Annotated in this window: 21 protein-coding genes; 19 read left to right on the forward strand and 2 right to left on the reverse strand. The window is 39.8% G+C overall.

Annotation, left to right across the window (positions count from 1 at the left end; translation table 11 throughout):
• Window positions 1-260 precede the first annotated feature (260 nt).
• Complete coding sequence (locus tag KI363_RS02695) at window positions 261-1,364, reverse strand: SGNH/GDSL hydrolase family protein (RefSeq protein WP_158321983.1); 1,104 nt, start codon at window positions 1,362-1,364, stop codon at window positions 261-263.
• A 430-nt stretch (window positions 1,365-1,794) separates the two neighbouring features.
• On the opposite strand from KI363_RS02695, the gene KI363_RS02700 reads away from it, so the two are divergent.
• The 13 genes from KI363_RS02700 (at window position 1,795) to KI363_RS02760 (ending at window position 17,530) form a co-directional block, all read left to right on the forward strand.
• Entirely contained in the window at window positions 1,795-2,700 is a 906-nt protein-coding gene (locus tag KI363_RS02700) for an ABC transporter permease (RefSeq protein WP_158322049.1), read from the forward strand.
• Window positions 2,701-2,720: 20 nt separating this feature from the next.
• Window positions 2,721-3,599: a carbohydrate ABC transporter permease gene (locus KI363_RS02705; protein ID WP_158321984.1), complete on the forward strand. Its 879-nt coding sequence runs from the start codon at window positions 2,721-2,723 to the stop codon at window positions 3,597-3,599.
• 81 nt (window positions 3,600-3,680) lie between these two features.
• A complete protein-coding gene (locus tag KI363_RS02710; protein ID WP_212965423.1) occupies window positions 3,681-5,267 on the forward strand; it encodes an extracellular solute-binding protein in 1,587 nt (528 codons plus the stop codon).
• A gap of 145 nt (window positions 5,268-5,412) precedes the next feature.
• A complete protein-coding gene (locus KI363_RS02715) occupies window positions 5,413-6,105 on the forward strand; it encodes an N-acetylmannosamine-6-phosphate 2-epimerase (protein WP_212965424.1) in 693 nt (230 codons plus the stop codon).
• A 27-nt stretch (window positions 6,106-6,132) separates the two neighbouring features.
• Window positions 6,133-6,993: a MurR/RpiR family transcriptional regulator gene (locus KI363_RS02720; protein WP_246516725.1), complete on the forward strand. Its 861-nt coding sequence runs from the start codon at window positions 6,133-6,135 to the stop codon at window positions 6,991-6,993.
• Window positions 6,994-7,067: 74 nt separating this feature from the next.
• Window positions 7,068-8,630, forward strand: a complete 1,563-nt coding sequence (locus tag KI363_RS02725; RefSeq protein ID WP_212965425.1) for a DUF4127 family protein — start codon at window positions 7,068-7,070, stop codon at window positions 8,628-8,630.
• 36 nt (window positions 8,631-8,666) lie between these two features.
• Entirely contained in the window at window positions 8,667-10,244 is a 1,578-nt protein-coding gene (locus tag KI363_RS02730) for an FAD-dependent oxidoreductase (protein ID WP_212965426.1), read from the forward strand.
• A gap of 120 nt (window positions 10,245-10,364) precedes the next feature.
• Complete coding sequence (locus KI363_RS02735) at window positions 10,365-11,291, forward strand: AraC family transcriptional regulator (RefSeq protein ID WP_212965427.1); 927 nt, start codon at window positions 10,365-10,367, stop codon at window positions 11,289-11,291.
• Between the two features lie 242 nt (window positions 11,292-11,533).
• Entirely contained in the window at window positions 11,534-12,913 is a 1,380-nt protein-coding gene (locus KI363_RS02740; protein WP_212965428.1) for an ABC transporter substrate-binding protein, read from the forward strand.
• 111 nt (window positions 12,914-13,024) lie between these two features.
• Window positions 13,025-14,080, forward strand: a complete 1,056-nt coding sequence (locus tag KI363_RS02745) for a Gfo/Idh/MocA family protein (protein ID WP_212965429.1) — start codon at window positions 13,025-13,027, stop codon at window positions 14,078-14,080.
• Window positions 14,077-14,925, forward strand: a complete 849-nt coding sequence (locus tag KI363_RS02750) for a Gfo/Idh/MocA family oxidoreductase (RefSeq protein WP_158321992.1) — start codon at window positions 14,077-14,079, stop codon at window positions 14,923-14,925. The genes KI363_RS02745 and KI363_RS02750 overlap by 4 nt, the downstream gene beginning before the upstream one ends.
• 171 nt (window positions 14,926-15,096) lie before the next feature.
• Window positions 15,097-16,440, forward strand: coding sequence for an ABC transporter substrate-binding protein (locus tag KI363_RS02755; protein ID WP_246516730.1), 1,344 nt, complete (start codon window positions 15,097-15,099; stop codon window positions 16,438-16,440).
• A gap of 160 nt (window positions 16,441-16,600) precedes the next feature.
• A complete protein-coding gene (locus tag KI363_RS02760) occupies window positions 16,601-17,530 on the forward strand; it encodes an ROK family protein (RefSeq protein ID WP_212965431.1) in 930 nt (309 codons plus the stop codon).
• Window positions 17,531-17,785: 255 nt separating this feature from the next.
• Here the strand turns inward: KI363_RS02760 and KI363_RS02765 are convergent, their stop codons facing one another.
• On the reverse strand, window positions 17,786-17,914 hold the full coding sequence (locus KI363_RS02765) for a small acid-soluble spore protein P (RefSeq protein ID WP_158321995.1): 129 nt from the start codon (window positions 17,912-17,914) through the stop codon (window positions 17,786-17,788).
• A gap of 143 nt (window positions 17,915-18,057) precedes the next feature.
• Between KI363_RS02765 and KI363_RS02770 the strand changes: the two genes are divergently transcribed.
• From KI363_RS02770 to KI363_RS02795, 6 genes are all read left to right on the forward strand, one after another.
• Entirely contained in the window at window positions 18,058-19,068 is a 1,011-nt protein-coding gene (locus KI363_RS02770) for an asparaginase (RefSeq protein ID WP_212965432.1), read from the forward strand.
• 29 nt (window positions 19,069-19,097) lie between these two features.
• A complete protein-coding gene (locus tag KI363_RS02775) occupies window positions 19,098-19,787 on the forward strand; it encodes a copper homeostasis protein CutC (RefSeq protein ID WP_212965433.1) in 690 nt (229 codons plus the stop codon).
• Window positions 19,788-20,389: 602 nt separating this feature from the next.
• Window positions 20,390-20,842: an MgtC/SapB family protein gene (locus KI363_RS02780; protein ID WP_158322051.1), complete on the forward strand. Its 453-nt coding sequence runs from the start codon at window positions 20,390-20,392 to the stop codon at window positions 20,840-20,842.
• A 57-nt stretch (window positions 20,843-20,899) separates the two neighbouring features.
• Complete coding sequence (locus KI363_RS02785) at window positions 20,900-21,637, forward strand: glycerophosphodiester phosphodiesterase (RefSeq protein WP_158321998.1); 738 nt, start codon at window positions 20,900-20,902, stop codon at window positions 21,635-21,637.
• Between the two features lie 310 nt (window positions 21,638-21,947).
• Entirely contained in the window at window positions 21,948-22,706 is a 759-nt protein-coding gene (locus KI363_RS02790; RefSeq protein WP_212965434.1) for a Cof-type HAD-IIB family hydrolase, read from the forward strand.
• Between the two features lie 37 nt (window positions 22,707-22,743).
• Window positions 22,744-25,332 (forward strand): phosphodiester glycosidase family protein, encoded by a 2,589-nt coding sequence (locus KI363_RS02795; protein ID WP_212965435.1) that lies wholly within the window; start codon window positions 22,744-22,746, stop codon window positions 25,330-25,332.
• Window positions 25,333-25,344: the final 12 nt, after the last annotated feature.

Raw genomic sequence — 25,344 nt, forward strand, 5'->3', positions numbered from 1 at the left:
GCAAAATGTTCTGAATCCGCATGGATAGTAAATAGTATGTTCATCGTTATAAATACTCAAAGTTAGGAAAAGTTCCCTGAACTGGTCACATAGCGGCGCTCTATATGCCCGTTTTGCTCGGGAACACTTTGGATCGGTCATATAACCAGTTCTATAGAGCCCAAAATGGTGAGGCATCACAAAATCGGTCATATTGGATTGTTGGTGGATCCTGAAGTTAGGCTATATAGCGGAGCTTTAGTGTTCTCAAACTTCCATAGCTACTTGCTTACGATTTTTTGTAAGATCGGGGTCAGTTTCTCCGCTATGCTCATAAAACCTAAGTCAGTGGCATGGGAGCCATCGACCGTTTTTTCATGGCCATTTTCACCTAAAAGGTCGGTTCCATCATAAAAATAAAGCCGCTGATCGCCCGCTTCTTGTAATTGCTGAATCAGTTGCTTTTGGAAGGAAAGGCGCTCTAATCGATCTTCCCGTAAGGCTGGGTTCACAATTTCATGGGCATATGGATATTTGGAAATCACCAAAATAGGGACCTCTGCATGAACCTCCCGATAAAGTTGGATAAACCTTGGCAAAGTTTCTTTATATAAAGCCGTACTGACACAGTTTGGCTCATAATCCAATACAAGGCAAGCGGGGTCCTCTATTTCCCGAATGAGTTTAGCCATATTGGCTTCTCCCTTGCCATTTCCTGAGAATCCGAGATTAATAATCTCTCTGTTCAATGTCCTACTTAATATATTGGTATACGCCATACCTGGTCGAGAGGCACAGCCCCCTTGAAGAATGGAGGTTCCGTAAAAAATCAATCTCTTTTCACTTGGATATGGTGGGGGAGGTTGGATGGCTGATCCAGCTTGAAGGCCAATCCACAATTCCTTCACCCCTTGATAGAGCGGGAAATTTAAAGTAATCAGAACTGAGTCCTCTTCTTGCCTTTCGAATAAGGTTACTTCATATTGCTCTTGAGTATGATCATATTTTGTCACTCCTGCAAAACGTTGTTCCCCTGGTTCTCCTATATAACAGTCAAATCCACATTGTCCAGTGGCTGGCATATGAAACATATTGGCTTTTCCTTGTAATCTAACCTTTACTGCTAACTTTTTGGAATTGGTCCGAAAGCGTACCTGGCCCCCAGCTGTACAATTAGCTAAAATATCGACAGCCTCCGTCACTTCGTATTTAGGCTGCAATGGTAATCTCCGAAATATTTCTTCCTCCTTAAACCAAGCGAAACCATTAATCTCAAATGGAGACTGTTTCGGATTATGCCATTGTAGGGAATCCCCAGTTACTGTATTGGCTTTCATGTGTTTGTCTAATTTTTCGACTTGAATAAGCGGTTTATTTCTGCTCATTTATCTCCCTCTATTCGTGTAAAAATGACGTTGTTTAAAATATTCTGTGTGGACTGGAAAACTCCTGCTCTTCTTATAGGATTGAAACAATAGCTGATATTTTAATGAAAGAGGAAGGAGGTATTCTAAAGAGGGAGAAGTGGTGATTTTGAAAATAGGCACTTTACAAAAAACAGAAAGATGGTAAAATGGAGATAAATTCCATAAATAATAATAAAAAAGGAGGAACGTTCCACCTTATTTTTTAATGAAATTTAGAAATCGCTTACAAAATCCTTTGTTGTTTTTCCATAGGGGAATGAGAGAAAGACAGTACTCTTTAATCATTTATAGGGAACCACAGTGATCTCAATTTATAGAGAAGGGGGATTCTATTGCAATGAAAAATGAAATCGTACCTGACGTACCGATACAAAGAAATATAAGTAAAATGAAACAATTTAGACTTCGATTATGGAAAGATCGTCATTTACTCCTTCTTTTGTTGCCGGGGTTGCTTTATTTTATCGTTTACAAGTATGCCCCGATGTTTGGGATTGTTTTAGCCTTTAAAGATTTTAATCCTTTTGTCGGTTTTCTTGAGAGTGATTGGGTAGGGCTTAAGCATTTTAAAACCATCTTTGCAGACGATGAAGTTTTAAGGGTAATTTGGAATACATTAGCCTTATCTTTTCTACAAATTTTATTCGTATTTCCCGTGCCGATAGTTATTGCATTAATGCTAAATGAAGTTCGAAATCAAGCCTATAAGCGAGTGATTCAGTCGATTGTCTATTTGCCACATTTTCTTTCATGGGTAGTTGTCATAAGTATTGTATTTATCTTCTTAAAAAGTAATGGTCTCGTAAATAGTCTTATTCAGGAACTCTTTGGGATCGGTCCGTTTAGTTTTTTATCAGATCCAGGCTTTTTTAGGCCATTGGTTATTCTTGAAGTGATTTGGAAGGAATCGGGTTGGAGCACGATTATTTTACTGGCTGCCGTGGCCGGTGTTAGTCCCGAACTTTATGAAGCAGCAATAATGGATGGGGCTAGTCGTTGGAGAAGGATTTGGCATGTAACCTTACCAGCAATACGAAATGTCATTATTATTTTACTCATATTGAGGATTGGAAATGTCATGGATAGTGGATTTGAACAAATCTTCCTCATGTTAAATTCCTTTAATATGGAGATTGGGAATGTGTTAGATACATTTGTTTATTTTAAAGGAATTCAACAAGCTGATTTTAGTTTCTCCACAGCTGTCGGTTTGTTTAAAGGAGTAGTAGGCTTAATACTGGTTGTGTTGGCCAATACGATCGCAAAGAGATTCGGAGAAGATTCTTTATATTAACCGGTACAGGAGTGTTATAAATGAAGATTCATAGAACAAAAGGAGAGCGAATATTTGAAATTGTTAACGCCGTTGTCTTGGCTTTAATCGCGGCAACCATGTTATTTCCGATGTTTTACATCTTTGTTGTGTCTTTTTCTTCAATGAAAGATGTCATGCAAAGTGATTTGTTGCTATGGCCGAAAGAATGGGTAACAGATGCTTATCGATATATTTTAAGTTCTGATTCGTTTCTGCGGTCCATTGTCGTGACCATCTTTGTGACGGTTATAGGTACTCTTGTGAACTTATTATTTACCTCTACTATGGCTTTTTCTCTTTCAAGACCTATTATTGGACAACGATTTTTCATGTTCATGGTCTTATTTAGCTTTCTATTCAGCGCCGGGATGATCCCTACTTATCTAGTGGTGAAAGAAACAAAGTTACTCGATTCACTCTGGGCATTAATCCTCCCTGTTGCGATTAGTCCATTTAATTTAATCGTGATGAGGCAATTTTTTAAGAGTATACCAGAAGAATTAAATGAGGCGGCCATTTTGGATGGGGCCACATATCTGCAAATTTATCGTCGCATTATTCTTCCATTGTCCAAGCCGGCTTTAGCCGCTTTCGGATTGTTTTATGCGGTGAGCCATTGGAATACCTATTTCACTGGCATTCTCTATTTAAATGATCCGGCAAAATGGCCAGTACAGGTTGTCTTACGTCAAATTGTGATCGTCAATAAGCCTGATGCGGCATTAGGCACGAGCCAGATGTTAACAGAACTGCAACCACCACCTGATACCGTACAAATGGCAGCTATTTTACTGGCAACGTTACCGATTTTAGTCGTCTACCCATTCTTACAAAAGCATTTTGCTAAGGGGGTGATGTTGGGATCTATCAAAGGTTAGATGGTAAGAGTTTATGCGACGGTTCGCCTCACGGTCATTTGCAAGCTCAATTGGAAATAAAATTTGAAATGGGGTCAAAAAATGCGTAGGATGAAATATTTATTCATGTTTACGACTATAGCTAGTTTGTTATTTTTTGCTATTGGCTGTTCCTCTGATAAAGGGGGCACCAATGCGGACGGCGGTCAAAAAAGTAAAGACAACGGCCAAAGTGAACAAAATGAAACTCATCAAATTAAGGCAATCGGCTATACCTGGAGCGAACCTCCCGCAAAGGACGGCGAGGGCCTAAAAATGCTTAATGACAAGTTAAATATAAATTATGATATGCAGTTTGTGCCCGAAAGTGAATATAATGAAAAGCTATCGGCAGTCATGGCGTCTGGTGATATTCCTGATATGATTGCTTTTCGTTCACAAGGACCTACACGATTAAATTATTATAAATTTGCAAAGCAAGGGGCCTTTATGCCACTGGATGATTATATTGATGATCTTGAATACAAAGACTATATTCCGACTCACGTTTGGGAAGCAATGAAGGTAGATGGGAAGGTTTATGGCATACCAACCTATTATCCGGCTTACACATTGACACCAATGATTCGTAAGGATTGGTTAGACAATTTAGGATTAGAAGTTCCAACTAATTTTGAGGAATTAAAAGAGGTGGCTTTGGCATTCACGAATGATGATCCAGACGGAAATGGAAAGAAGGATACTTACGGATTAGTGCTCGGATCAGGTTTAAGCCCAGATTATTCTTTCGGTGCTTATTACAGCGGATCTTGGTATCATAAGAACGATGAAGGACAGTATATCCCGGGTCTTATTTCAGAGGAACGTAAAGAAATTGTGGAAATGCTTCATGACCTATATGCAGACGGGGCGGTTACACCAGATTTTGCTTTAATGAGTCATGATGATACAAATAAAGAATTTTATTCTGGAAAAGCGGGAATATATTATGGAACTCAATATGGTATGTCAGACGCCAATATGGAAACTTTGGTCGAAATCAATCCAGAGGCTGAAGTGGTGCCAATTCCTCCATTTAAAGCACCTGATGGCTCGGAAGGCTATCCATTTGAGATCGGTTATCTTGGTCTAGTTGCTTTTTCTAAAGCGAATGAAGGAGATACAGCCAAAATTGAAAAAATGCTGGAGATTCTTCGATTAGGTAAGCAATTTATTCCTTGGGAGGAAAGAAATCCGGATAATGAAGATTTCGATTGGTTAAATGGTCTCGAGGGAAAAGGGTATGAGATGGAGGATGGCAAAGCAAAGACAATTGACAAGAATAATCAACCGAAGTCCTATTTGATTGATGCACGTGGATGGCCGGAAACACCTGCAGCAGCAGAAGATTGGAATTCTTATAAAACGCCTCAGCTAATTGATCTGGTTAAGAAGTATTCTGAAATGCATGAAGGGATTCAACATTACGCTGATCCGACAGCAGGCCTTATTTCCGAGACAGATATGAATAAGGGAGCAGATCTTTCGCAAATCTTAACCAATGCTCAATCAAAAATGATTGGCGGAGATATGCCCATTTCCGATTGGAACAAAATGGTAGAGGAGTATTTGAGTAAAGGCGGTCAAGAAGTAATTGACGAGTATAACGAAGCAATCAAGGAGAACAGCCGAGAAGGAATTTGGGAATAAGATGAATTCTCATCTATTTGCTAAGTAACTTCATGGAAAAATCCTTAAGATTCAATAAGAGTACTGTATAATTATAAGCTGTAGAGGAATAAACTTTACAGCTTCTTTCATTACTAAGGCAGAGAGTTCCGGGAGGGAAATATTTATGAATAGAATAGAACTACTACAGAAGATTAAGGGAAAGCTCATCGTTTCATGTCAAGCTCTTCCCGGAGAGCCTTTATATGGTTCAGAGTTTATGGCGAGAATGGCGATTGCCGCCAAAATGGGTGGAGCGGTAGCGATTAGGGCCAATACAGTACCCGATATTCAAGCGATCAAACAGGCGACACAATTGCCTATCATTGGCTTGATTAAACAGCATTATTCCGATTCCCCTGTTTATATTACGCCTACTTATAAGGAAGTTCAGGCCTTAATAGATGTTGGGGCAAATATCATTGCATTAGATGCAACCCAACAAACGCGCCCTGATCATATTGAGCTGAAAGAATTAATTCAGTATATTAGAAAGAAAAGCGACTGTCTGATCATGGGGGATATCTCCACCTTTGAAGAAGGGATTTATGCTAGTGAGTGTGGGGTCGATTTGATATCTACTACGTTATCTAGTTATACGGATTATACAAAAGATCGGGAAATTCCTGATTTTCCGTTGCTTGAATCACTTGCGATTGAATTAAAGGGTACTCCGATTATAGCGGAAGGAAATATTAAGACTCCTGAGGAAGCAGCAAGAGCTCTTCGACTAGGTGCATATGCCGTTGTGGTTGGATCCGCTATTACAAGGCCACAGCTCATTACTGCAGACTTTGCCCAAGCGATTAAACAGACATAAACAAAACATATAGAAAGAGAGATTACCTTGAATAAAACACCCCAATCTATTCACCCAGAAGTCATGATTACAAGTATCTACAATTCTTTAACAAAATCAGAACAGAAAGTAGCAGATGTGCTAAAGACCCACATGAATGAATCGGTGTACTGGTCTGTATCCGATTTAGCCGAGTATGCCGATGTTGGAGAGACAACAGTCATTCGCTTTTGTAGAAAATTGGGATATAGAGGTTATCAAGATTTTAAACTCGCAGTTGCCCAGAATAAGGTGGATACCAATAGCCAGGAATTTGGCGAAATTACAGAATCGGATAGTTTAGAGACATTGGCTCAAAAGATAACCGCTGAAAATATGACAACCATCCAAAATACATTGAAAACCATTCAAACGAGAGATCTGGAACAGGCGGGAAAGGAAATCATCCATTCTAATAAATTATATTTGTTTGGGGTTGGAGCCTCTGGTTTTATGGCACAGCAAGCACAATATCGATTCATGAGACTAGGGTTAAATGCAGAATCAGCAACAGACTCCCATATTATTGCTATGAATTGCGCGGTCGCAACAAAAGGAGATGTGGTTATCGGCATCTCCACGTCGGGGAGTACGAAAGATATAGTGGATGCTTTGGAAATCGCTAAACATAATGGTGCTTTTATTATTTGTATTACGAAGCATTTAAAATCACCGATTACAAAATACGGCGACATTGTATTATTAACCTCAACGAAAGAAAGCCCATTACATGGTGGAGCTTTCTCATCATCCATTTCGCAGATGCATGTCTTGGATATACTAACAAAGTATATTGAAATTCAGGAGAAAGAACGTTCTTTGAATGCTTTGAAAATAACGGCGAAAGCAGTGTCGAACAAACTGTATTAGGGATGGTTTATCTAAGGTATAAACATTTTTTGGCGTTCTATTGCATGACTGGTAATACACTTGGAGGGATGAAAATGAAGAGGATGATCTATATTCCTTTAGATGAACGACCGTGTAACTATCAATATCCGCAGTTATTAGCAAAAATGACAGAATTAGAGCTGCTTGTCCCTGAGAAATCCATATTGGGAAATATGAAAAAAACTGCTAACACAGACTTATTGGTTTCATGGATGGATCAGAAGGTGAAGGGAGCTAGTCATTTGCTTGTTTCGATTGATATGCTTGTATATGGAGGGATTGTTCCTTCACGTCTTCATCAACTAACATATGAGATGTGCATGGAGAGGTTATCCACTTTAAGGTCAATGAAGAAAAAGCATCCTGATATCAAGATCTTTGCTTTTGATTTGATCATGAGAGTTCCTGCTTATAACAGTAGTGAAGAAGAGCCCGATTATTACGAAGATTATGGGGAAAAGCTTTTTCAACTAGGATGGTTACTGGATAAAAGAGAACAAAACTTATTAAGTGAAAAGGAATATTTGGAGCTTACACAAATTGAAAAAGAGATTCCTGCTGAAGTACAAAAAGATTTTACCCTTCGGAGAGCAAACAATTTTTTAGTTACGCAAGAAGTGGTGAATTTGGTGGAGGAGGGAATCATTGATTACTTGATTGTTCCTTTAGATGATAACGCTCCATTTGGATTTTCGCCAAAGGAACAACGGCAATTAATGTACGAGATTGCTAGACGTAATTTACTAGATAGGGTGAATATTTATCCAGGAGCTGACGAAATAGGATGCACATTATTTGCTAGAGCATTTTGTGATATTTATCAATATGTTCCGGAAGTTTTTATTCGCTACTCTTCCACAAAAGGTCCTTTTATCGTTCCTAAATACGAGGATCGGACACTATCCGAAAGTATTAAATCGCATATAACAGCTGCAGGTGGGGTTCATGTACATAATGAGGGAGAAAATCATTTTATTTTAATGGTCCATTCACCTGCAATCGAACAAAGGGAAATGGCCCAAGCTAGTTTAGAAGTTGAAAAGCGGCATCGTACCTACTTTTCAGAAATCAATATTAGAGAATTTGTCCAAGCTCTTATTTGGTATGCAAATAAAGGGAAAAATATTGCATTGGCAGATGTAGCTGTAACGAATGGAGCTGATCACTCGCTGATGCAGCTTTTGGCAAAAAAGGATATGTTCGATCATCTTATGTCCTATGCAGGCTGGAACACGAATGGAAATACAATGGGAACAGTGATTGCCCATGCGATTATCGCTTCTTATTATAAACAGACCGAAGTTGAGTTTCCTGCTGGACATGAAAAGGCGAGTAGAGAATTTTTCTATTTACGCCTTGTGGAGGATTGGGGCTATCAATCAATTGTTAGAACGCATCTTTCTCAGCATATCCTTCCATCACTAGGATTAACACCTCGCTTTTTAAAGGACAGAGAGGCTGAAATAACAGATCAGGTAGAAGATTTATTAAATCAGTTTATCGATACCCATTTGTCGGCGATAAAAGAGGGAGAAATCTCTTTAGAGAATGTGCATTTGCCGTGGAGAAGAATGTTTGAGGTTGGATTTACGCTCAAATTGAAGAAAGGTCAATAAACCGTAATTAATTCCAAGCTGGAAAGGACCAATCTAATGAATAAACAAGAATTATCAGCAGATATCGTGATCATCGGCGGCAGTCTAGGAGGATGTGCAGGCGCTTTGGCGGCATGTAAATCAGGATGTAGCGTTATCCTGACAGAGGAGACGAAATGGATTGGTGGTCAGTTGACAAATCAGGCTGTCCCACCGGATGAACATCGTTGGATTGAACAATTCGGGTGTACCCATAGTTATCGCAGTTTTCGGGAAAATGTGCGCCGGTATTATCGCCATCATTTTCTGCTAAGTGAAAAGGCGAGAAGGGAAAATTTTTTCAATCCAGGGAATGCGAGTGTTAGTAGAGTTTCCCATGAGCCGCGGGCGGCATTAGCTGTTTTAAGGGATATGTTGGCTCCTTATGTTCATAGTGGGAAACTGACGATTATGGAAGAAACGACAATAAAGGCAGCAGAAACAACCGGAGATCAGGTGCTAGCTGTTGAAGTTGAAAATAGGCAAATCGCCAGGACCCTCGTGTTGACAGCACCCTATTTTTTAGATGCAACAGATACGGGAGAGGTATTGCCCTTAGCTCATGTTGAGTATGTAACAGGCGCTGAATCACAAAAAGAAACAGGAGAACCACATGCTCTAGCGGGAGCGGCTGATCCAATGGATATGCAGGCAATTACCCATTGCTTTGCGCTTGATTATATAGAAGGGGAAGACTTTACAATTCCCAAGCCAAAGGATTATGATTTTTGGCGGCAATATCAGGCTCCGTTTTGGCCGAATAAACAACTTGATTGGACCGGCGTAAGCCCAATTACCTTAGATCCGATCACATATGGATTTTTTAAAGAAGAGGATAAGTTTTCTCTCTGGGAGTATCGAAGATTAATTGATCAATCTAATTTTTCAGAAGGTCTATATAACAGTGATATCTCCCTTATAAATTGGCCACAAAATGATTATTGGTTAGGTCCAATTATTGATGTCAGTGAGGAGGAAAAGCGGAAGCATTTGGAAGGGGCCAAACAACTGAGCCTTTCACTATTATATTGGATGCAAACCGAAGCACCCCGTCCTGATGGAAAACAAGGTTATCCAGGATTGCGGTTGCGATCAGATGTAGTAGGAACAGAAGATGGATTGGCGATGTTTCCTTATATACGAGAATCACGACGAATAAAGGCGGAATTTACTGTTCTCGAGCAGCATGTTAGCACAGCTGTAAGGGGAGAAGCAGGCGCGGAGGTTTTTAAGGATAGTGTTGGAATTGGCAGTTATCGTATCGATCTCCACCCGAGCACAGGACTTCGTTCTTTTATTGATATTTCCAGTCTTCCTTTTCAAATCCCATTGGGTAGTCTAATTCCCGTTAGAGTTAATAATTTATTACCCGCCTGTAAAAATTTGGGGGTTACTCATATTACCAATGGTTGTTACCGTTTACACCCCGTTGAGTGGAATATTGGGGAAGTGAGTGGCTATTTGGCTGCTTATTGTTTAAGAAATCAGCTAAAACCGCGTCAAGTACGAGATGACGAAAGCTTATTAAAAGATTTTCAGATGTTGCTCGTGAGCGAGGGAATTGAACTTGAGTGGCCATCGATCGGTCCTGTTTAGGCGGCTAATGTGAAAATTACACAATGACTAACTAAGTCCTTTTGGGAATCAGAAAAAATTGACACTCCCACACTAGTACCACTCTTAGGTGTGGGAGTCTCAATGGGAGGTTGAGCATTGATGTCTGAAGAATTACTTAAAAATGATACTAATTTTCACTTTGATCATGATTATTTTATCAATCCGCAGCCATTTGAATCGATAATTTTATATCAAATTGGTGATTTGAGTTGCAAGGGAGGATATGTTGTTCGTGAGCATAAGCAATTTTGCTATGAGATTAGTTATATTGTTTCCGGAACTGGACTTTTTACAGTGAACAAGAAAAGCTATCCGGTTCGGGAGGGAGATATTATTTTAAATGTACCGAAACAGCTTCACAGTGGTAAGGCGGATGAAATCAATCCATTTCGATTTTTTTATATGGGGTTTGGCTTTTCGAAAGGGATGGATGAAAAAGATCCGCTTTTTCTTATTAAAAAAATGTTTGATAAAGAACAACAATCTATCGTACGAGATCATCTTGGGATTGACCTTCCTTTTATTCATATTTTCAAAGAATTGATTAGTTTAGACCAATATTCCACCCATATGATGGGGATGTATTTACGGCAAATTATCGTCATGGTTTATCGGAATTTCCAGAAGAATTTTTCCATTGATTATGATCCTCATAGTAATACCAATAAAACGGAACAAATTGTCTACAGGATGATCAATTATATCGATTCCTATCTCCTTCAAATTGGCGATCTCACAGAGATTTCAAGGCAGTTACATTATAATTATTCGTATCTTTCCCGAATTTTTGCAAAAAAAATGGGAATGACGATTCAAGAGTATTATAATCGTAAACGGTTTGATAAGGCTGTTGAGTGGCTGCAAAGTGGAGAATGGAATGTGACACAGGTAGCCGAAAAACTTCAATATCAATCCATCCATTCATTCAGCAAAGCCTTTCGAAAAAACTTCGGCGTTTCCCCAACCGAATACCAAGCTTTATTAGGAAGTACAAAAAAGGAACAATGCAATATCAAAAAGGGATAAACTTTTTAATTTGAAGCCCTGTTATAATGGGAATACATTCCAGATACGCGATCATTTGAACGATCGGATGAGTAAAAAATGGAATTTTTTCAAACTTTACATGATAGCGCATTCATACCTTCCAAGAGTCCGACAAAAATTAACGTATATTCCTGTTTGTCAGGGGAAATAGGTCTTATTCCCATAAGGTTGAGTTTCTTTTAAAACCAGTTTCAAAAACAATTTAGAGGAGGATGAAGCTGATGAATGTGGGGGTTAGAAAGTGGTTTTTATTAGGAATGATGCTTTTTCTTAGCATTATATTTATTTACGGCTGTTCTTCAGATAGCGCGGGAGAGAAAGGTGATTCGGGAAAAACACAAGGGGAAAAGGTGGACGATACTGGAGGGGGGAATGCAGACGGGAGAACATCGCTTGACCCATGGGCCTATGATGGTGATCCTGTCACACTAAAAATGATGATTTGGATAGATGATGAGACTTTTAGAATAAGATATAAAGATAAAATAGAGGAGATATTTCCTGAAATCACTTTAGAATTAATTAGCGGTGGTGACAGTGAAGAACATTTACAGGAACTCTTTGCCAAAGGAATCATGCCAGATATTCATATTGGAAGACCAAGGGCAGATCTTGTAACATCACTTGATTTTCTAGAGCCTATTGATGATTATATTGAGAGGTTTGGATTTGATTTAAGTATTTTTCAAGAAGGCATCGTTGAAAACCTACGTGCTAGTGACCCTACTGGTGAAGGGCATTTATATGGATTACCGTTAGAAAATAGTGTTCGAGCAATGTTCTATAACAAAGATATCTTTGATTTATTTGGTGAGCCCTATCCTGAAGATGGGATGACCTGGGAGGAAGTACTAGAATTGGCGAGTCGATTAACACAGGAGCGAAATGGTATTCAATATCGGGGGTTAGCGATTGATCCTGTTAACACACCTGTTATGCAATTAAGTGTTCCAGGTACAGATCCTAAGACGGGAGAAATCCTATTTGTAAATGACCCTAATATGAAAAAATCTTTTGATTTGCTGGATAAGTACCGAAACATTCCGAATATAATTAACACAAGTGATACACCTGACGGCTTTCATGATGGTCCGCGGAATATTGCCATGAGTATTTTGAATGCCCCATGGTTTGAATTATTAGCACGGGAAGAAGGATTCAATTTTGATTTATCAACTGTCCCAACATGGGAGGATCTTCCCGATATTGCACCAACGTGGGGGGCATTACCCTTAAACATTACTAAGCATAGTGAACATAAAGATGCAGCATGGTCAGTCATTGCCTATTTGGCATCGGAGGAAGGGCAAATTCACTTATCACAAGCGGGCAGCCCTCCTGTTATCGAAAATCAAACTGCGTTTGAACAATTTACAGCAAATAGTATAAAGGATCGGGATCAAACCTATCATGCAACGGCACCGTTCAAACAGACATTGGCTCCATTACCACCTTATTCAAAATATGATGAGCAATTTGAGCCGTTTATGAATACAAAAGCAAAAGAATTTTTAACCTCTGATCAAGATGTTGTCACCTATATTCGCGAAATGGGAGAAGAATATGCAGCGTTTGTAGAGGAGATAAAAGCTCAAGAATAGGGCGAGGGAACACTTCATTGTAAAGAAAGTGAAGTGTTAGCTTCCCTCCCTTTAGTTGTGGGGAATTCTACTAGAAAATTACTTTAGCACAAAAAATGGAGGTTTTTAGAAATGAAGAAGGTGAAAGTGGCAGTGATTGGCTGTGGGACAATAGCACCAAGCCATATAAAAGCTTACACTGAAAACGAAAGGGCGGAGGTCAAATACCTTGTAGATATTCGGCCTGAGCGTGCCGAAACATTGGCAGAGAGATTTAATGTGCCAAATACTATGGGGAATTTTAGGCATATTCTGAATGATGAAGAAGTAGAAGCTGTATCGATTTGTACGCCGAATGATACACATGCAGAGATTGCGATTGCGTGCTTGGATGCAGGAAAGCATGTGTTATGTGAAAAGCCGGCCGCTATAAATATGGACCAAGTGAATGCAATGAAGGCGGCGGCTGACCGAAATAATCGGATTTTGAATATTGGTGTTGTCAACCGTTATAACACAGCGGTTAATAAGATTAAAGATCTGATTGATAATGGGGAACTCGGTAAAGTGTATCATGTTTATTGTTCTTTCCGTGCCCATCGCTCTATCCCGGGGCTTGGCGGACCGTTTACAACAAAGTCCAAATCAGGTGGGGGAGTCTTAATTGACTGGGGTGTACATTATCTTGATTTGATTTTTTATAGTTTAGGCCAGCCGAAAATACTTACCGTATCTGGAACTGCTCACAGTGAATTGGCAAAGAATATGAAGGACTACACCTATCTCAATATGTGGGCAGGCCCGCCTGATTATAATGGAATCTATGATGTGGACGATTTTGTCACAGGCTTGATCCGGACATCAGGACCTACAGTCAGCTTAAATGGAGCATGGGCACAAAATATCGGAGAATCAGCGACATTTGTTGAATTTCTCGGAGATAAGGCCGGCATCAAATGGCAATACGGCGGGGATTTTAAAATTTATTCCGCTAAAGATGGTGTCTTGTATGAAACGATTCCCTCTTATACCAAGGCAGACATGTTCTATGAGGAGATTGATGGGTTTATTCAATCGGCTATGAGCAATGTGAAAAGCCGATCAAATATAGACAATGTACTTGTTACCTCGGAAGTGATGGAAGCTTTATATACATCTTCAGAAAAGGGGAGAGAGATTGTTTTATGAAAAAGATTGGCTTTATCGACTTTTATCTTGATGAATGGCATGCGAACAACTACCCAAATTGGATTAGAGAGAATGCTAGGGAGTCAGGGAGAGATATAGAAGTTGCTTATGCCTGGGCAGAGACTGATCTTGAAGGCGGTTTGGATACAGCAAGCTGGTGTGAAAAGCAGCAGGTGCAAGAATTATCTTCGATTGAAGAGGTCGTGGAGAAGTCGGATTATCTAATTGTTCTTTCCCCAGATCATCCAGAACACCACGAACGATTAGGACAGATTCCGCTCATGTCCGGAAAGCCCGTTTATATGGATAAAACCTTTTCGCCTGATTTAGAAACGGGGAAGCGGATGTTTGAGCTAGCTGAGCAATATGGTACTCCTTTATTTTCTAGTTCAGCTTTGCGCTTCTCCACGGAATTGTTCAATTATAAAAAAGACGAAAAACAATTGGAATATGTGGCAACAACAGGGCCAGGCACATTTAAAAATTATGCCGTCCATCAATTTGAAATGATTGTATCGTTGATGGGAGTCGGGGCCAAACGTGTTAAAAGTCTATCCACAAATCATGTCAATTTGCTCCATGTAGAATATGACAATGGAAGCCAGGCCTCGTTTTCCCAAATACAGCACGCGGAATTTCAAGTCCATTTACAATTTGATAATGGAGAGGGGGTTTGGATTCCACAATGTTCCGACATGTTTCCTAGATTAGTAGATTCAGTCCTTACTTTCTTTGAGACAGGAGCTTCCCCTGTTCCGAAAGCGGAGACATTGGAAGTGATGGCCTTACTGGATGCTGGGAAAAAGGCATTGGAGACTAGAGATACTTGGATAGATGTCAAATAGCGGGATAGGGACTTTTAACACTGAACTTAAATCCTCGGGAGGATTGTGAACTAATGGGATTAAATGGAGAAGACTCAGCCTCGAATCACGATAATTCACTCCAAAGCGATAACTTCGCGTTAGAAAGGCATTAATAATTGAAAAATGATGAAGGGGGATCATTTTGTGAAAATGTATGAACTTAGAAAAAATAGGCTTGCATTCCTTATGTTCATTTTCTTTACGATCCTTTTTGCTGCCTGTTCCAACCAAACAGGGAGTGATTCAAAAGGGGAATCAAATAAATCAGATACAACTGATTTAACTGAAAAGAATAGAGCCCCAGTTACAATCAAAATTGCTTATGCTTTTGGAGAGGAATCCTTTCACGGTAGATTTGATCATATTGATGAAAAATTAGAAAATATAGAGATTGAGTATGTACCCTATGAAAATACTTTGGAGTCGCTTCAAGAAATTTATGCTAATAACGTTAAACCGGATATTATTATTCAATATAACGACATGACGCCGGTTAAAGAATTAGATGTGATTGAGCCTATCGATGATTTAGCTGTTAAACATGGTTTAGATTTAGAAACGCTACGCCCCTCCCTTGTGGCTTATATTCGTTCGCTTGATGAAGATGGAAAAATGATTGGCTTGCCGGATGGTTCTTCACATGTTGCCCTTTATTATAATAAAGAGATATTTGATTTGTTTGGAGTGGAATACCCTGATCCCGAAAAAAGTATGACTTGGGATGAGGTGTTTGCATTAGCAAAACAAATGACAGGTGAAAGAAATGGTCTCAACTATGTTGGCTTTGAGTTTGCTTGGGGCAATACTGCAGCCGGTGCTCAAATGCCGTTAAGAGAGTTTGCGATCAATATGACCGATCCGGAAACAGGAGAATTTTTATTTGATGATCGACCAGAATTTAAGCAGTATTTTAATATGATGGATACCTTCTACAATATCCCTGATATTTATGATCCTGAAACAGAAGGCTCGTGTCTCTTTTGTGAAAAAAGAGCGGCCATGTCGCTCGCTTCAAATTTGTTCTTGAATGAGGGAATGGGGGATCTCGAAGATCAAGATAGCTTGGATATGTTACCAACGCCTGTCTGGGCGGATGCGCCAGAAATCACACCCTATTTAGGTTCCTCCCCGATGATCATTGCAAATTACAGCGAGCATAAAGATGAGGCTTTTCAAGTGTTAATGGAGTATATTTCTCCTGAAAATCAATTAGAGATGGTGCAAAACGGATCATCAGCCAGTGTGCTTAGTGATCCAGCAATTCTTGAACAATTTGCGGTGGATAATGAGTACTATAAGAATAAAAATCGGGCTGCCTGGTTTACAGGAGAACCGGCCCTATATGAAGAGACGCAAAGTCGGTGGGATATTTTCGTGGATATTGGTGGCGCTTTAAAAAAACTGGCAGAGACAGACATTGACGTGAATACACTTATGCGCGAGCTTGAAGAAGAATCCAATGCGAAAATACAGGAGGCGATGTCGCAAAAGTAATTTCTTCACATCCATAAACTCGATTGGCTATTTAACTGGAACTTCAGTCTAAGTCCCTTTCGTTGTGGGTAAAAAGAATAAAATCATCTCACTTGAAAATAGTGCGAAGCTAGAATTTGCAAAGAATCGGAAAAATGAAAGAGAATTGGAAGTGTAATACATGGTTTACGGTATCGGTATAGATATTGGCGGCACAAAAATAGCATCAGGTATTGTCAACGACACGGGTAAGGTGATGTATCAAAAAACAGTTCCTACTCCAAAAATGGGAAGAGAAGAAATTTTAGCTGTATTAAAAACAATTATTTTAGAGCTAGTGGAATGGTCCGAACTGCAAGGATTGTCCCTTGCAGGGATAGGAATTGGTACAGCGGGACAAGTTCATTTTTATGAAGGAAAGGTGATTTCCGGAACACCGAATATAAGGGACTGGAATGGTGTCAATTTGCGGGGGGATATCGGAACTTACACGAATTTACCTGTTTACGTTGATAATGATGTCAATGTGTTAGCCTTAGCGGAATCTGTTTTTGGGGCTGCAAAAGGGTATGAAGAGGTGATCTGCCTTGCTCTTGGTACAGGAATAGGTGGTGGAATTTTTACCAACGGGCAGTTGCTTAGAGGCGATTGGGGCGGAGGTGCGGAACTTGGCCATATGTCGATTAATTTGAATGGCGACCTTTGTAATTGTGGACTCAATGGTTGCTTAGAAACATATGCATCAGGAACTTGGATTGCCAAAAGAATGCAGAAAGCACGGCAAGAACAGGGGCTCTCTGCTGATGTAACAAGTCGTGATGTCTTTGCACTTTATCGACAAGATGACCCGCTCGCTAGGCGAGTCATTCAGACAATGATCCATGGTCTAAGCTATGGCATTGTCAATCTAATTCACCTATTCAATCCTCAAGCAATCGTTTTGGGTGGGGGAGTGATGAGTGAGGGGCAATGGATTGTTGATTCAGTTCAAAAGAAGATCAGTACAATGGGAATGAACTCATTAGTAGAGGAAGTGGAAATAAAACTTTCTGAACTCCATTCTAATTCGGGTTTGATTGGGGCCGCAATGCAAACGTGGTTATATAAATAGGAACAAAAGCGCAAGCGCCTGTTCAGCGACGTACAAATTTAAAGACTTCTGACAAGATAAAGGAAACACGGCGACGAAGGAGCTGATGTTGACTTATCGCAGGAGGAAGGCGTAAATTTGCTAGCCGCTAGGCGCTGGACCTGGATGTCAACCACAACATAAGCAACTTATCCGCAAGCTAGAATTTTATAGTACGCTAAACCAAGAAAAAGAGCGCCAAGGGGATAGCCATGGCGCCTTATTATAATGTGGAAGCTACATGCCTTTTCCAGCATGATTTTGCCGTGAATGATTTTTATTTTTTACCTTTTTTGACCCACTTAAAGGTTCAGGTTGTCCTTGATGATTCGCCTTTCCCTTGTTTTGGCTTTTAGCCATATCCATCACCTCCGATGTTTGTCGTATACGCGTATGTTTCCCATGACCTTTAAAAATATAATCTCGACAGGCTTTTCAGGTAAAACGTATCTGTCGAATCATTGGCAATCATGTATAATAAAAAGATATTCACAGCAAGGAAGGAAGTCATGATTATGAAGGCCTTAATAGAAGAAAGAAGAGCGGGTTTAGTTGAAAACATCCATGAAGGGATAATCTGTGGTGTCAATCATCAACTTGAGACAGTTTATACAGTGGGAAATGTGGAACAGTATGTTTATTATCGCTCAGCCGCTAAACCGATTCAAGCGATCCCAGCTTTTATGATAGATATTAAGGAGAAATATCAATTAACCGATGAGGAAGCTACTTTATTTACAGCCTCACAGCGCGGAGAAACGTATCATATCAATGCATTGGAATCTTTATTAAAGAAATTGAAGGTTCAAGAGAAAAATTTGTATTGTGCCCCCTCCCTTGCTTTAAATTCAGAGCCAAGGAATGAAATGATTCGAAACCGTCAGGAGAAGCGGAAATTATATCATAATTGTGCTGGGAAGCATTTAGGGTTCCTTGCCGTATGTCGAGAATTAGACTACCCAATTGAAGGCTATTGGAAAATCGATCACCCCCTTCAACAAAAAATTGTTAGCATTCTTGCTGATTTGGCTGAAATTTCTACTGAAAAAATAAAGGTCGGAGTGGATGGATGTGGAGTTCCAGTCTTTGCACTACCCTTGAAAAACATGGCCACACCCTATTTAAAGCTTGCTTGTCCGGATCTCATTGAGGACATGGAAGTAAGAAATGCTGTAATCCAAATGACAAAATTAATGAATGAGAACCCTGACATTGTGGCGTCGGAACGTTTTGTCTGTTCTGTGTTATTAAGAGATTCCAATATTGTCGCTAAAGGTGGCGCTCAAGGAGTCTATTGTTTCGGATTAAAAAAGGAAAGAATGGCCTTTGCCTTAAAAGTTCTAAGTGGCTCGGAAGATGTGTGGCCTAACATTTTGGCCTCGATCTTGGAGCAAATCGCCTATGAAAATAAGGCGACAATAGCTGCCTTAAAGGAGCTGAGGACGTCCGCTATAAAAAATGATGCAGGCACTAAGGTAGGAGAAATAAAAACAGTCTTTTCATTATCTAATGTTCATTAAGACTTAACAGAAATGTGGAGGTAGTTTTTTTGCAAATTGAAGTGATTGTTCAAAATTATGTCGATGCAATAAAGGCGCAAGAATTAGGGGCAGACCGTCTAGAACTTGTGATAGGGATTGAAGAGGGCGGTCTAACACCTAGTTATGGAATTCTTAAAAGTGTGCTTCAGCATGTTACCATACCTGTTCAAGTCATGGTACGACCACACGGGTATAGTCATATTTATTCGGATCAGGAAATAAAGATCATATTGGAAGAGATCAAGTATATGTATGAAGTAGGAGTAAGGGGAATTGTGATTGGTGCGATTCATCCTAATCACACAGTAAATATTTCATTGATAGAATCGATCATTAATGCTCGCCCAGATTTGGATATCACATTTCATCGAGCCTTCGATGAAGTACGTTCGTTACATGAGGCTTATGAAACCTTTATTCCATATAAAGATCATGTAAAACGAATCTTAACATCTGGTGGAAAGTCATCGTGTTTAGAGGGTTTAGACCAATTGACATCATTAGTTCAGCTTGCGAAAGAGCTGAATGGACCGGAGATTTTACTAGGTGGAGGGCTCGATCCTGATAACATAGAGAAAATCCATGCACAGGTTAAGGCAGGCCAATATCATTTCGGGAAAGGTGTTCGGGTGCAAAACTCTTTTCAAAATACATTTGATGTAGACAAAATGCAGAAATTACAAGCTGTTTTAAAATAGCATAACTTAATGGATGCCCCCGTTAGTCCAAAACACGGGGCCATCGCTTTTCCATAAAAGCGAAGAATTAGAATACGTTTCAATCTTTTTAATTCCGAATGTCTAAAAAGATTGACAAGGGTTGCTTTTCGGCTATATAATTATTCTTGAAAGCGCGTCCATATACTTTGAGTTTAGTGGATGTGCTGATCCCTTTTGTTAATAATTCGGGTGGAGAAGAAGAGAACCCTTAGAAAAGTTTAATGGGCCGATTTTGCCATGCAGTCCATTAAGTTTTTTTAAGGGTTTTCCTTTGTATAAAAATCCCTTAGAAGTCTTTTTGCCAGTGTTAATTGTCCGACGATCTGAAAAGATGTCATTTTAAAATATCCCATTCCTCCTTAATTAGTTCGCAGTGATGATTGAAAATTTATGAAGTGTTATAAATCTTCTTTTTTGGGTGTCTTTATATCGGTTACTTTTGGATGAACATTATCCCTCTTGCAAAAACATATGCTTTTACTTTGTTGATCATGAAACCAGGCTAGAAAAAGCGAAAAGGAGAGGGTATTGTGTCATTTTTACATTTTCTATTTGAAGAATATATTCAAGGTCATCTAGAGATGTTCGTGCGGGTCGTAATTAGTGCTGTTCTTGGATTTTTAATCGGGTTGGATCGATCATTTAAAAGCAAACCCGCTGGAATCAAAACCTATACATATGTTTGCGTCGCTTGTACGCTTATCACAATAATATCCATTCAAAGTGCAGAAATGTTAAGTCAACATAATAGCGGAAAAATGATGGATCCGATGCGCTTGGCGGCGCAAATCGTTTCGGGTTTAGGGTTTTTAGGAGCGGGAATGATCTTAAAGGATGGATTAAAGGTAAAAGGACTTACATCCGCAGCGATGATTTTATTTGCTGGTGGAGTTGGAATTGGAATAGGAGCCGGATTTTACGCGATTGTGATATGTGCCGTTGTTGTCTCATTTTTGACTACGAACGTAGGACTTTTACTAGAAAAAAATAAACTAGACAGTCATAAGGAAGCGGAAATTGATATTGAATCATAGTTTGGTAGAACCCATATAAGATAAAAAAGCAACATTCTATATAAAGGAGTTTTATTCATGACGAAAATTTTTGCACACCGTGGTAGTTCAGGGACTCATCCTGAAAATACGATCACAGCTTTTAAGGAAGCCGTTAGACTTGGGGTCGATGGAATCGAATTAGATATTCAACTGACAAAAGATGGGGAATTGGTCGTGATTCATGATTATACATTAGACCGTACAACAGATGGGACCGGGAAGATTTTGGATTATACGGTGGAAGAACTTAAAGCATTTGATGCTGGCTCTAAATTTTCACCTGAGTTTGCTGGTGAAACGATTCCTACCTTTCGGGAAGTATTGGCGTTACTTCAAGATACCAATATAGAGTTAAATATTGAAATTAAGAAACCTGTCAAAGAAGATACAGGAATTGAGGAAAAAATGATTCAGGAACTGGAAAAATATCAGTATAGCAATCGGTCGATCATCTCCTCCTTTAACCATGATTCTCTTAAAAGGGTCATTTCGATCAATAAAGATCTTGAATGTGCTATTTTGTATATGAAAAAGTTCGAGAACCCATGGGAATACGCTGCAGAAATAGGAGCTAAAGCACTTCACACATATCGGCCGGAAACAGACCGCGAAATGGTTACAGAGGCCCAACATAAAGGTTTTCCTGTGAGAGTATTCACTATTAATAAGGCGGAGGATATGACCAAGTTTTTCGAAACAAAAGTAGCCGCTATTTTTACGGATTATCCGGAGAAGGCTATGAAACTGTTAAAAGAAGTGGAGAAGGAGGAATAAAATACTTATAAAATTGTCTCTATGTGCGATCTCTTCCCTGTTTATTTTTAAAATAGAGAGGGAAGAAATTTCAAAAGATTTTAAAAAGGGACTTGAAATTGCCATATGTTTACATTATGATTTAATCAATCAAATTGATTTATAGAAAGTGGGTTCTTTATTCAAAATGTAAGCCGATTGAATCAACTGCGGACATTAGCTTAAGATTACTTTATATTTTGAGGGAGATATAAAGTGATAGAAGAGAGACTCATACAGTAGGTGCCACCACCTCATCTGGATGAAAGAATGGTAAGGAGTGTTGAATTTAATGCCTAATTACAAATTGCTAGCGCTTGACTTGGATGGAACAGTTTTAACGGATGATAAGAAAATCACGCAAGAAACAAGGAAATGGATACGAAAAGCAGTGGATGAAGGCGTAACGGTCATCTTTTCAACTGGACGGGGAATCCAAACTACTGAAGCCATTTGGGATGACCTAGCCCTTGATGCACCTATGGTTTTAGTGAATGGGGCAGAAATATGGAAGGGGCCGGGTCAATTATGGGAACGTCATTTTATTAAGAGGGAGGATATTCGTTGGCTTCATGAACAAGCAATGAGGACAGGAGCAAAATTCTGGGGTTATAGTGTCGAGAGCCTGACGCATAAAAAAGATTGGACGGAAGAAATGTTCGAAAGAGATTGGTTGAAATTCGGGATGCATCATCCAGATCGAGAGGAGATTGAGAGATTAAGAGAGTTATTAAAAACGAGAGAGAGCATAGAGATTACGCGCTCAGCTCCTATTAATATCGAAATATCGTTAAAAGGAATCTCCAAAGAAACAGGAGTACGAAGAGTCTGCGAACTTCTCGGGATTACCATGGATCAAGTAATGGCTGTTGGGGATAACCTGAATGATCAGCGTTTGATTCGAGCGGCAGGATTGGGTGTTGCCATGGGAAATGGAGATGATGAATTAAAGCAAATCGCCGATGTTGTCACAGAGACAAATGAAGAAGACGGTGTGGCTAAGGCCATAGAGCGTTATTTATTAGGATCATATTCTCCGATAAAGGCGTAAAGTTTTCGATATTTTAGCATAGAGTGGGGATGAGAAATTGCTCAAGTCAAACAAATCAGTTCATATACCGGAGCATATTGAGTTATTAGAAAGTCCAGAATTGGGAGGCGAAAAGAATATAAGGCGAGAGGAATCTCCAAATGAGTCATCCTGGAGTTTACAGAAGGAGGACACCTTTCAGATAGCACCAGGCATGACTCATTCCCAGCAAATTTTACAAAATGAAAAGTTCCAGCAATCCATACACATTCTTCAAGTAGATCCACATAATCAGTATATTAACCCGATTGTATTTTCATCGAAAGGAAAAGTAGAATTTTTGGAGACAGTTGGAAATATGCAAAAGGAACTCATAGAGCAGGGAAAAAATATCGTAGCTGGAGTAAATGGAGACTTCTTTAGTTGGTTAGGAGTCCCAACGGGGTTACAAATTTGTAATGGTGAAATATTTACCTCTCCATCAAGGATTAAGGTGTTATTAGCCATTATGGCAAATGGGCAACCCTTGCTAAAGGACCGAGTGAAGATGAATGCGACTGTTTCGTTTGAATGCGGTTGCAGTATGGCGGTAGAGGCAATCAACCGCACAAGATACTTAAAGCATACGAATCATGCTTTCCTCTATAATCGTCGTTTCGGTTCATCAACCCGGACCCCCGAAGGTGTAGTGGAAGTTGTGATTCAAGTTCCCGATGGGCGTATCTTTCCTAATAAACAGGTTACAGGAGTGGTAGAATCCATTATTCAATCCGCTGATACGCCAATTGAAAAAGGGCAACTTGTGCTATCTGTAAGTGGGTCTGCGGCAGATTGGATCCAAAAGCAAGTGCGGATCGGGGATAAGGTCAACATCAATGTTTCGTTGAATCAAGGTCTAAATGAAGTACGTCATGTCATCTCAGGTAACTCAACTTTAGGGTTTGTACTCCTAAGGGATGGAGAAATACCTCGAGAAATACTTGATCCGGAGATCTCGCTTAATCGTGATCGACATCCACGGACAATGATCGCGATTAAGCAAGGCAGTTTATATATTGTTGTTGTAGATGGAAGGCAGCCAGGACATTCAAATGGGATCACACTGGCAGAAGGAGCTTATTATTTGCAAAGCATTGGTATGGAAGCAGCCATTAATATTGATGGGGGCGGTTCAACTACCTGTTACATTCGACAACCTGGGGATGAACGGCCAATCATTGTGAATCGCCCTTCTGATGGCTTTGAACGGGCAGTGGGAAATGGACTGTTTTTTGAAACGATGGCGCCTATTTCCACATTAAATAGTTTAGTTGTAAAACCGGATTCTCCAATCCGAGTGATGGCAGGTAGTAAGGTCCAATTCGAAGTAAAAGGGCAGGATCGTTTCTTTAACGCTGTTCCTGTTCGTCCCTCCACACTTACTTGGTCTGTGGATGGCAGAATTGGATATATGGAGGAAAATCACACCTTTAGAGCAGGGTCAAGTAAGGGATCCGGTGAGCTAACGGTACATTCAGGAGCGGTTTCACAACAATGTTCTATACAAGTAGTCGAAGAAATCACTCGTTTAGAGGTGAATCCGCCTACAATTGTTGTTGAGCCTGGCGGTGAAATCGCATTAGATATTCGCGGTTTTGATCGAGCCGGCAACAAGGTATGGGTTTCCCCTGACCAATTAGATTGGTCCATTAAAGGGGGGATTGGCAGCGTTTCAACAATGGGAATTTTACAAGCTAGTCAAGACATCAAACAGGGAAAGATCACGGCGAAATATAAGGACTTAGAAGTGGAAATTCAGGTCAGTGTAGGAAAACCTCCAAAGACTTTGGCTACTTTTGATTCGCTGAAAGGGCTGACCGTATACGGAGAGAGGGCGGTTGCTGATTCCGTTACATTGACGCTAGCTCCTAGACCTGAGCCCGTTCGTTTCGGAACATTTTCCGGAAAATTAACCTATGACTTTACGAATATATCTGGCGCTTCGAAAGCCGTGATCCAGTTTTTAGATGATAACGGTAAAAAGGGATTAGAAATTGAAGGAGAGCCCTATCGGTTTGGACTATGGGTATACGGGGATTCGAATGATCATTGGTTGCGTATAGGAATCGCTGATGCAAACGGAGAAAGTCGGTCTCTCAATTTCACAGAACCCGGTGGCTTGAATTGGACGGGATGGAAATATGTCTATGCTGATATAGCAGAAAATACGGCATTCCCGATTACGGTTCGCTATTTATTTATTACAGAAACGAATGATGCGAATAAAAATGCAGGTGTGCTTTATTTTGATCATCTGAGAGCTGAATACGTCAAAATAGAAGAAGATTTGGAAGGGCCTGTGTTTAGTCATCCTATGCCTGTTCCGAACCAAACGATAAAAGACGAACACCCAATGGTTAGTTTAACTCTAAAAGATGACGATAGTGGTATAGACCCTTCATCGATTCAAGTATGGATCAATGGAAAAATGGTCGAGCATACCTTTGATCCCACAACTGGGTTAGTATCTGCTCCAATCACTCCTGCTTCCCAAATGGCTACATACCAAGTAATGATTGAAGCAGCGGATATGTGTGGAAATCCGATGGTACCAAAAGCCAGTTGGGAATTTGAATGGATACCTTTACGAAATCTTAACGAGAACTGAATAAGAAAATCA

Source organism: Lederbergia ruris, assembly GCF_018332955.1.
GTDB classification, from domain to species: domain Bacteria; phylum Bacillota; class Bacilli; order Bacillales; family Bacillaceae_C; genus Lederbergia; species Lederbergia ruris.